This is a genomic window from uncultured Romboutsia sp. (assembly GCF_958366745.1).
In the GTDB taxonomy this organism is placed as follows: Bacteria; Bacillota; Clostridia; order Peptostreptococcales; family Peptostreptococcaceae; genus Romboutsia; species Romboutsia timonensis.
The window spans coordinates 1-9,785 of the sequence record NZ_CATXCO010000077.1 but is presented as its reverse complement, the minus strand read 5'-3'; the positions used below and the strand labels follow the sequence as shown (position 1 = coordinate 9,785).

Here is a 9,785-nt window from a genome sequence, read left to right as displayed (position 1 = left end):
TTTAAATCATCATAAGTTTTTATATTGTTATTTAGCCATTGTCTTATAATTCCACCAATGTAGCCTTTGTTGCATTTTCCTTTGTCTGTTGCTATTTCTATGGCTTTTTTAAAAAGCTTTAAATCTATTTCTTCACTTATATTGATTATCCACTCATAAGCTACTCCATTTATAAGTCCAATGTTTTGTTCATATAATTTTGCATACTTACCTACATTAAATGATTTTAAGTCTTTTTCTTTATCTATATCTTTTTCTTTCTATTCTTCTTTATCTTTTTCTTCTTCTTGTCCTAAATCTTTAAACGTATCGTGATACGACTCGTTATACGTATCGTCATTTAATTTTTTACTTTTACATAAATCCTCTATATCATCAGCATTATCCTTATTTAGATAGCTTTTAAATATATCTTTTATCTCTTCTTTTTTAATACCTTTACTAACATATTCTATAAGTGATATATCTGAGACTTCCTCTAATTCTTTTTTCACACAATCAAGCATTGGCTTACCACTTCTATCTAAGTTGTATTTTCCCCAGTTTTTTAGAGCAATCTCACGTGTATATGGATTGTACTTTATAAGTTTGTGGTGATTTTCAAATCTATCCATCAAAGAGTTTATACTTTCTATTGAATATCCAAGTTCAAAACTCATTTGCTTTTTAGTTATTTGATATATTCCAATTTGAGTTGTTGCTGGATTAGTTAATAAATATATGAAGAAAAATTTATCTTCTGGTGTTAATTCTTCTATAACCTTTGCATCTTGCCAAAAGGCAGTGTGCAGTTTTCTAAATATAGCCATAATGTCCCCCTTAATTTAACTTAAATAATATCAATCTAAATATTTTAATTCACTTTAAATACCCTAGTTTCTGTAGTTTTCATATAGTCTTTAACTATATCTGGATAGTCTTTTTTTAGTCTTTTAGAATCTAAAGTAGTTCTACTTTGCCACTTCCAAGTTATTTTTCTATCCCCAATGAAAGCTACTTCATGATCTTTCATTTCCTGTTGTATTTCTTGTTCTATTTTACTTTTTTCTAATTTTATTTCCTTTAGCATATCATTTAAGGTATCTAGTTTTGAAAGTTTATTACTTTCTATAAATAAATTTAATGGCTTTTCATCTATATTTTTATATCTATTTTTAAGAAATTTAGAATAATCCTCGCTTCCATCAGGAAGTGGTATATCATCTCCTAATATATATTTTTTCCAAAACTCTTCTTCCTTTTCCATAATGTAATCAATAAGTTCTTGATCTCTATCTAGTTTGTATATTTTTATTTCTTCATTCCCAATTAATGCACATACATAACAATGACTTGCTCCTGTTACAGCCATATAGTGATAACACTGTATTTGATAATGTATTGGAACTTCTTCGCTCCACTCTTTTTTTAAGTAGCTATTAGTTACAACACATTCTAAAAATGCATTTTCTGAAACTACTACTTTATCTAAATTTGCTATGGCATAAGGATATTTGTGATTCCTAAGTATTCCATTTAAATTTCTTACCTTTTTACCAGTTTGGTTACAAAATTCTTTAGCTACAAATTCTTCTAGCTTTTCACCTAAAATCATTTTCATATTACTCTTTATTTCTATATTTTCATCTATTTTATCCATATATACATTTACACTACTTCTATATGGATTTAAATTTAATATACTGCTTGCATCGCTACCACCAATTCCCTTTTTTCTTAGTTTTAACCAAGTTTCCTTTGGCATATTTAATGTGTTATGTTCTATATTTGCTTCTAAATATTTTCTCATATAATCCCCCTATTTTATATAACATCATATATTTTTAATAAATTTAATCTAGCGAAGATGATAATGTATAAACTAAACCAACATTTAAGCAACGGATTTATCGTTGGCGCTATGAGCAAAGCGAATTTTAAGCAACGGATATATCCAAAATACTTCGCCAACACGTTGCTCAAAGTGAAAACAAGGATATATCGTTGGCGATAATTTTTTAGTTTGGAGGGAAGCTTATACATTATCATCGAGCGTATTTAAATAAAATTAACTAGTACAAAATATTAATTTAAATATTTACTTTCAAGTATTTTATTTATAAAATATTTTTGACCTTTGCCTGTAATCAGAGGTTTTATAGAAAGAATTTCTCCATTTTCAGTTTGAATTACTTTTTCATGTATTTTAAATAATCCACTTTCAATATAAATTTGCTTAGGCGTATTTTTATCATCACCCTTACTTATAAAATATCCATTATCCCTAAACCATTTATATAATCTATTTCTTCCCATGTTAGTTTTATTGCTTATTATTTTTGCATATTGACCTATTGTTATAGCTCCCTCTGTATCTTCTATTGTTTTACCTAAATTTATATATTCCTCATTTTCAATTATTACTTTATTTAAAGCTTTTACTTTTAATCTTTCATTCTTTAATCTTTGTGCTAAAGATATTATTAAATCTGGATTTTCTAACATCTCATCTATAAGGTTTTTGTCTATATATGCACCATGCTTTCTAATTGAAGGAATAACTTCATCACATACCCATCTTTCAAACTTACATGCACTTTTTAGCTTTGATTTCATTATTAGCCTGTATAAATTTCCTTCATCAATGAATTTCTTTTTATACATTTGAGTTTTTAAACTTACTCCGTTTCTAGTTTTAGAGGTAACTCCTACTTCATGTATTATTATTCCTTCTTCTTTACAGTGTCTGATTATTGCATCCCTAGGATTTGAGTATCCTAATACATTAGCTACACTATTTGCGTCAAAGTATTCTTTGTTATTTTTAACTATTACTAAAATATCACCAAAAAAATCATTTCTAAATAACTTTAAACTTTCCATTTTATCCCCCTATATGGTTATTTTTGATTCTTTTTATTACTTTTGGTTACTTAAATTTACAACTTATCGCTTAAATAAGTAATTTACATCACTTTGTAGTATGTTAGCAACTTCTATTGCTTCATATACCCTAAAGTAATCTAAGTTCTTTTCTTTTTTTATATACGTTGATGTTGACATATGAAGTAAATGTGCTAATTCTTTTTGAGTTAGTCTTCTACTTTTTCTTGTAAATTTTAAATTATTCATACTACTTCTCCCCCTTTTATTAAACTTTTGGTTACTTATCTTGATTTAAGTATATCCATTTTTTGGTTACAATGCAAGAACTTTTTATAACTTTCGGTTATTTTTTATAAATTTTGGTTATTTAATAAATAAAAAATAACCATTTTAATACATTTTATATACTATTTATCCTAATTTTAAGCTATAATTAAGTTATGATATGTTAGTTTTATATAAGAAAACTAACATTTGATATTAATATTTATGATACTTTTTCAATTTAATTTAAATTTAAAGTATCTAGGTATTAAATTTACTAATATTACTACAACAAAGGTTAGATGATATAGAATTAATTTAAAAATTTAAATTAATCTAAAATGTATAAATAATATTAAATTTTAAATATAATAAAGGCGGTGAATATATGAAAACTTTAGGTGAGAGATTAAAAGATTTAAGAAAAGAAAAGGGATACACTCTTGAGCAAGTTGCAGAAAAATTAAATACAACCAAAATAACTATATCTAGATATGAAAATAATTTAAGAGAGCCAAAAAGAGAAACTATAAGTCAATTAGCTAAATTATTTAATGTATCTACTGATTATTTACATGGTCATACAAATGATAAATTTACTTTAACTAAAGAAGATAAAATTGATATAAAAAATTCATTAGAAAAGATTAAATGTGATTTATCTACTGATGAAACTATTTTGTTTGATGGTGAACCAATGTGTAAAGAAGCCATTGAAAGCTTACTTACAGCTATGGAGGTTGGCTTATCATTAGTTAAACAAAAACAAAAAAGGGACAATAATATATAGTTTAGCAAACTTAGGGGGATATATTTTTTATGTTTATAAGGAATAAAGTTAAAGAAGTAATATCAAAATATAATACTAACAATCCTTTTGAAATAATTGATATTTTAGATATTACTTTAGTTATTTATCCGCTACATAATAGTATTAATGGATTTTTTCAAGTAAAGGATAATTATCCAATAATCTATATAAATAGTAACTTATGCTATGAGGAGAAAATGATGACTGCTGCTCATGAACTTGCTCATTATTTTCTTCATAAGGGTATTAATGCTTTTGCATGTCGTGGTTTGAGTGGTTCTTATATTAAGAATAAATATGAGCGTCAGGCTTATATTTTTGCGGCTGAACTTTTGATTGATGATAATATTCATAAACTTTATCCTGGTGAAAGTGAGGCACAGATTGCATCTCGTATCGGAGTTCATCCTTGGTTATTTGATCTTAAATTTAGAGAAAAGCTTCGTTAAAAATATATTTTTAATTTTTATAATTTAAGTTAATAAAATACCCTGTCGAGTTTTTTGACAGGGTATTTTTTACGTATAAGGAAATTATATCATAAAAAAAATTATGGATAACCTATGAATATGAGTAATATCAATAACTTTATAAAAGTAAAAAATGATATTTTTGAGCAACGGATGTATCCGTAGCGTAAGCAAGGATATATCGTTGGCGAAATGAAGTGTTTCGCCGACACGTCGCTCGAGCGAAGCGAATTTTTTATAAATATTAAATCTATTATTAAAGTTTTTATAATATAAAAAGATTATTTTATAAATTTAAATACAAAAAATCTTTTTATATCTACAGCTTTTTTAGGACACAGTTCATGACAACAAAAACACCTTATACAATTATCTAAATTTATACTTGGAAACCCACACTCCATAGATATAACCCCTGGAGGACATACTTTACTACACTTTCCACATTTTACACATTTTTTATAATTTATAACTGGCTTACCTGCTAATTTTTTATTTATATAAACCTCTAAATTTTTAGGTATCATACCTCTTAAAAAGCTTATACTCTTGTTTTTAGGTATCTTAAAATCCTTAATTACCATATCATCTATATTATCGCCTAGTATACATATATCAGAAAAATCCTCTTTTATAAGATTTCTTTCTATACACCTTTGTACTGTTGGAACTTTATTTGGGTTTAAATTTATAACTTTACAAGCAACTACATCTATAGCATAAGGACTTGGTGAAGCTAAAAGTACTCCTACTTTTCTAGGATTTCCAGCAGTTGGTCCTTCTCCTTCCATACCAATTATTCCATCCATTATGGTAAGGCTTGGATTTACATAGGAACATATATCTACTAGTGCATCTGTAAAATCTACTACTTCAGGCATCTTAAAATGATACTGTGCTTTTTGTACTCCTGGTATTACTCCAAATAAGTTTTTCACTCCTCCTGTAAATGTTGCCATTGCATGGGTTTTTAGTTTGCATAAATTTATTACATGATCAACTTTTGTTATAGGCTCTATTACTGTAATGTATTTTAATAGTTTTCCATTTGGATTATTTACTTTTACTTCTGATATGTCATAGTTTAATTCAATATCAAGTTCTTCACATACGCTTTCTATACCACAAGTTTTGTAAATTGATTTTAGTGCTGATTTTGTATATGGACCTCCTGGACTATCTCCTACAATTACTTTACATCCATGATTTAGTAAATGTTTAGCTACCACTTTTAATACCATTGGATGTGTAGTTGCCATTTCATCAGGATGTTTTTTTATTACTAAGTTTAATTTTATAAATACTGTACTATTTTTGTTTATATATTTATGTAGTCCACCTATATCTTGTATTAGTTTTTCAAACTGTTGATTTACTTGGTTATATTCATAACTTTGACAGCTTCTTAATGCTACATTTTTCATTATTTGCCTCCTTTTTTGTTATATTTATAGTTTCATTATAAGAAGGCTTATTACCTTTTTTTACTTATATTTATAATAAATTAATGTAACCCAATTTATCTTTTAGATAAATATAAAAGGCTAGATTACTCTAACCTTTTATATTTTATATTAAATTAAACTTATCTTTTTATTCTAACCCTTAACTTGCTGTCTTATATATTGCTTATACTCATCTATCAACAACTCTTGATATGCAGCTTTCTTGTATTTTATCAAATAATTAGATATATCCTTTAAATCCTTATCTTTAATACTTTTTAGCTTACCTATTCTTTTTAAATCAAGCTCTTTATCCGAAATAATTTTTTCATAATATTTTTCATCATACAGCATAAACTCAACTTTATCTTTATATAAATCTTTTAACTTATCAGCAATTTGTAACCCTTCTGGATCAAAGTCCCCGGCATAATATATTTTATCTAGGTTTTTAATCTTATTTAATAACATATATGAAGATAAATTCAATTGTCCACTTGTACATATTATACTTTCATCTATATCAGTATCCTGTATAATACTTTGAAATACAGCTGGATTCTCAAATATAAATACCCTATTATTCTTACAAATTATATAGTCTAGTTTCTGAATATTTGATAATGAGATATTAAATGGTTCATTAATCATATTTAAAAAGTCTATCCTATTTCCTTCTAATTCCCCAGTTAGTTTATATATACAAGTTGAATTTGAGATTTCATCCTTTAACAACCCAAATCTATAATATAGTTTATTTAATTTATCTATGTTATTTATTTCATTTTTATTAACACCTTGACTATCCTTGTATACTAATGCATTTATTAAAAGTTTTCCATAGATGCTATCTTTATCAAAAAAGTGTGGGTCTTTAGTATGTCTTGCTGAAAATATAGCCAAACTTTCATATTTATTTTCTAAATACGGTAAATTATTTATTGCATTTATACATTTAATTAAGTCTTCCTTTAAATAATTTATATTACTTTCATCTAAAGCTTTTTTATATAACTTTTTAATACTTGGATATCCATATAACTTTTTTTGTAAAGCCGATATAATCCATTCTTTACCTATTCCATTTTCACAAAATTTAATTAAGGTACTAAAAAACTCTACTTCATTGTTAACTAAAATTTCTCTTACTTGTTTATTGGTAATAAGTTCTTCCTTTGTTACAACTGAAAGTAATTGTAAAAAATCAAAATTTTTAAGTTTCTTAGTAAATAATTTTTCTACATCCTTACTTTTTATCTTAGCTTTTTTATTGTTATATACATTTGTATCGAAGCTAGCTAGTATATCCATTTCTTCATTATTTTTAGGAGTAATATTAAAGTATCCTGTTATTTTTGAATACTGTTTATATTTTTTCATTACGTTTTTAAATATTTCTATATATATTTTATTTGAGTTTATAATTTCAAGTGCCTTTTCCATTTACTCACCTAAATCTACTATTTTTGAATGTCCATTCCAAGTATATTTTATAGGAATTACCATATCACTACCCTCTCTAATAAGTTCATATATTGCTAGATTTTTTACTCCTTCATAAGTGCCCCATAGTACCTGAGAATTTAATACATAATCTAAATCTAATCCTTCCATAAGGTTAAACATATGACTAATATTTTCTTCATCTACTCCTGCAAATGCTTCATCTAGTGATATCATTCTTGGACAATCTTTTTTATCAGCTCCATCATATCTTGCATTTACTGCTGCAAATAATGGTATATACATAGCTAGGGCTTTTTCTCCACCTGATAACCTATAAAATTCATTATCTGTTAATTCTTTTTTATTTTGCCTTGGTGTGGTATACATTAATTTAAATTCAAACCATCTTCTAAAATCAAGGACTTCTTTTATTATATATTGATAACTAGATATTTTATTTTCATCTTCCATTCTTCTTTTTTGTTGTTTTAGCTTTAACTTAAAGTGCTTTGATACTTTTTCTCTTTCTTCCTCAGTTAAAAATTTACTTGTACTTAAAAGTGTACTTAACTCTTTTATATCAATATCATCTTCACTTTGACCTTTTTTAGGTACCCATGTAATGTTTAATTTAAGTCCATTTGAAGTGTTTACTTTATCCATAAGCTTGTCTATTTCCTTAACCCAATTTTTAGCTCTGCTAATTCTTGCACTAATTTTTGTACTAAGGTTATTTATTAATATATCTTCAAATACTTTTCTTTCATTTTCATTTATTAATAAGTTGTGTTCTTCTATATTTAAGTTTAATTTTTTAATTAAATCATATAAACTTATTTCTTTTTTTTGTAGCTTTATTCTTATATCTACCCTTTTTGATATTTCTATTAATCCTTTTATATTTTCATCCTCATAGTTAGTGTATATATTATCTGTATCGTAAACTCCTATATTATAGTTATTTAATTCTAGTGAGCTTTCACGTATTATTTCATGTATATTTGATATGATATCATTTTGTTTGTAACTTTCACTTAATTTATATTTTTCTATTACATATTCAATAGCTTCACATTCCTCTAAAGCTTTTAATTCTTCAATATATCCTAAATTAAGTTCATATCTAAAGTTTTCTTTATAGAAATTAAGTTCTTTATTTTTTGTATTTAAATTTATCTCTAGTTCATTTAATCTATCTATATAATTTTTTATATTAGCTTCTCTTTTAGCTTTACTTTCTATTAACAAAGATATTGAATGTGGATATGTACTTATTATATTAGAAAGTCTATCTAATTCTTTTTCTATTTCATCTATTCCAAGACTTTTTAAAGCATTTTTTAAAGATTCTATATTTTTAGTTAAAGTTAATTTTTCATTTTTTAATGTACCTATTTCTTCATAAATAATTTCTAAATCATTTTTTACTGCTTCATTAATTGATATATGTATTTCAGTTTCTTTTAATATGCTATTTTTTTTATTATAAGCTTGTCTAATTTCATTTATTACTTCTTTATACTCTCTAATGCTATCTATTACACTTTGATAACTTTCTGTATTTTTAGGTATATTTATATGTTCTGTTTCTTCAAACAATAAGTTGCTTATTTCTTTTATATCCTTTTTTACTTTATAAATATTTTCATTTATAGATATAAGTTCTTTTTCTTTAGTTCTTAAATCTATTTCTATCTCTTCTATAAGCTTTATTTCTTCGTCAATGTCTTCTCCAGTTATAAATTCTTTATATTCTTTATTTAAAATTTCAATACTGTTATCTATTTTATTTATATTTTCATTTAAATTTTCTAATATAATATTTAACTCTTCTATTTTATTTTCTAATGTACTTATTTTTTCTAATCTATATTGTTCTCTCTTTTTAGAACCTATATATTTAAGTTCATATTCAGTATTTGTAATTCCTTTTATTATTCCTATTTTAAAATTATTATCTAAATCTATGTAAGTATTATTTTCATCTGTATTTATTGAAATTGATTCAATAATACTATAAATATCATTACTATACTCTTTAGTGAAATTATCTTCTTCTAAGGAAATATATTTACTTAAATTATCTTTATTAGTTTTTTCATTTTTACAAAGTATTTTATAGGTATTATTTTTTAGTAAGTTTTCAGCTTTTAATCTATACTCATTTGGGACTATTATTGAGTCTATAATCCCCATATCTAAAAGACTGCTTTCTATTATCTTTTTTTCTTCATCTAGTAAATTTTCCTTAAAGTCTATACATTCATAAAGTTTTTTATATGGTATTTTTTCTTTATCTAATATAGTTTTTGCTTCAGTAAACCAGTTATTTTCCTCAAATACTTCTTTATCATTGATTATTTTTTCTAGCTCAGTTTTAAGTTTATTTTTATCATTAGTAATTTCTTTCTTTTTAAGACTTAATTTATTTTTATCGTCTTTTAATTTCTCTTCTTTATTATTTTTACTTTCTTTTACTAAGTC

Annotated in this window: 10 protein-coding genes; 2 read left to right on the top strand and 8 right to left on the bottom strand. The window is 24.8% G+C overall.

What is annotated here, in order from left to right:
- The 5 genes from Q5F54_RS13235 to Q5F54_RS06825 form a co-directional block, all read right to left on the bottom strand.
- Positions 1-248: DnaD domain protein (locus Q5F54_RS13235; RefSeq protein ID WP_369124053.1), on the bottom strand; the 248-nt coding region annotated here is incomplete at its 3' end.
- Between the two features lie 12 nt (positions 249-260).
- Positions 261-809 (bottom strand): hypothetical protein, encoded by a 549-nt coding sequence (locus Q5F54_RS06840; protein ID WP_302334139.1) that lies wholly within the window; start codon positions 807-809, stop codon positions 261-263.
- Positions 810-853: 44 nt separating this feature from the next.
- The gene (locus Q5F54_RS06835) at positions 854-1,789 is read right to left on the bottom strand and encodes a YqaJ viral recombinase family protein (protein WP_071120814.1); all 936 of its coding nucleotides are present in this window, start codon (positions 1,787-1,789) and stop codon (positions 854-856) included.
- Positions 1,790-2,064: 275 nt separating this feature from the next.
- Complete coding sequence (locus Q5F54_RS06830) at positions 2,065-2,862, bottom strand: phage antirepressor KilAC domain-containing protein (RefSeq protein ID WP_071120815.1); 798 nt, start codon at positions 2,860-2,862, stop codon at positions 2,065-2,067.
- Positions 2,863-2,925: 63 nt separating this feature from the next.
- Positions 2,926-3,111, bottom strand: a complete 186-nt coding sequence (locus Q5F54_RS06825; protein ID WP_071120816.1) for a helix-turn-helix transcriptional regulator — start codon at positions 3,109-3,111, stop codon at positions 2,926-2,928.
- 406 nt (positions 3,112-3,517) lie between these two features.
- Here Q5F54_RS06825 and Q5F54_RS06820 point away from each other — a divergent pair, with 406 nt between their 5' ends.
- Complete coding sequence (locus Q5F54_RS06820; RefSeq protein ID WP_071120817.1) at positions 3,518-3,919, top strand: helix-turn-helix domain-containing protein; 402 nt, start codon at positions 3,518-3,520, stop codon at positions 3,917-3,919.
- 29 nt (positions 3,920-3,948) lie between these two features.
- A complete protein-coding gene (locus Q5F54_RS06815; RefSeq protein ID WP_071120818.1) occupies positions 3,949-4,389 on the top strand; it encodes an ImmA/IrrE family metallo-endopeptidase in 441 nt (146 codons plus the stop codon).
- A 302-nt stretch (positions 4,390-4,691) separates the two neighbouring features.
- Here the strand turns inward: Q5F54_RS06815 and Q5F54_RS06810 are convergent, their stop codons facing one another.
- From Q5F54_RS06810 to Q5F54_RS06800, 3 genes are all read right to left on the bottom strand, one after another.
- A complete protein-coding gene (locus Q5F54_RS06810) occupies positions 4,692-5,834 on the bottom strand; it encodes a DUF362 domain-containing protein (RefSeq protein ID WP_302334138.1) in 1,143 nt (380 codons plus the stop codon).
- A 174-nt stretch (positions 5,835-6,008) separates the two neighbouring features.
- A complete protein-coding gene (locus Q5F54_RS06805) occupies positions 6,009-7,298 on the bottom strand; it encodes a TIGR02679 domain-containing protein (protein WP_281537794.1) in 1,290 nt (429 codons plus the stop codon).
- Positions 7,299-9,785: SbcC/MukB-like Walker B domain-containing protein (locus Q5F54_RS06800; protein ID WP_302334137.1), on the bottom strand; the 2,487-nt coding region annotated here is incomplete at its 5' end. It lies immediately after the preceding gene.

What these genes read in the sequence shown, in the direction of transcription:
- Q5F54_RS06805 (WP_281537794.1), bottom strand. Translation starts at nt 7,298, where the DNA reads ATGGAAAAGGCACTTGAAATTATAAACTCAAATAAAATATATATAGAA.
- Q5F54_RS06835 (WP_071120814.1), bottom strand. Translation starts at nt 1,789, where the DNA reads ATGAGAAAATATTTAGAAGCAAATATAGAACATAACACATTAAATATG.
- Q5F54_RS06815 (WP_071120818.1), top strand. Translation starts at nt 3,949, where the DNA reads ATGTTTATAAGGAATAAAGTTAAAGAAGTAATATCAAAATATAATACT.
- Q5F54_RS06825 (WP_071120816.1), bottom strand. Translation starts at nt 3,111, where the DNA reads ATGAATAATTTAAAATTTACAAGAAAAAGTAGAAGACTAACTCAAAAA.
- Q5F54_RS06840 (WP_302334139.1), bottom strand. Translation starts at nt 809, where the DNA reads ATGGCTATATTTAGAAAACTGCACACTGCCTTTTGGCAAGATGCAAAG.
- Q5F54_RS06820 (WP_071120817.1), top strand. Translation starts at nt 3,518, where the DNA reads ATGAAAACTTTAGGTGAGAGATTAAAAGATTTAAGAAAAGAAAAGGGA.
- Q5F54_RS06830 (WP_071120815.1), bottom strand. Translation starts at nt 2,862, where the DNA reads ATGGAAAGTTTAAAGTTATTTAGAAATGATTTTTTTGGTGATATTTTA.
- Q5F54_RS06810 (WP_302334138.1), bottom strand. Translation starts at nt 5,834, where the DNA reads ATGAAAAATGTAGCATTAAGAAGCTGTCAAAGTTATGAATATAACCAA.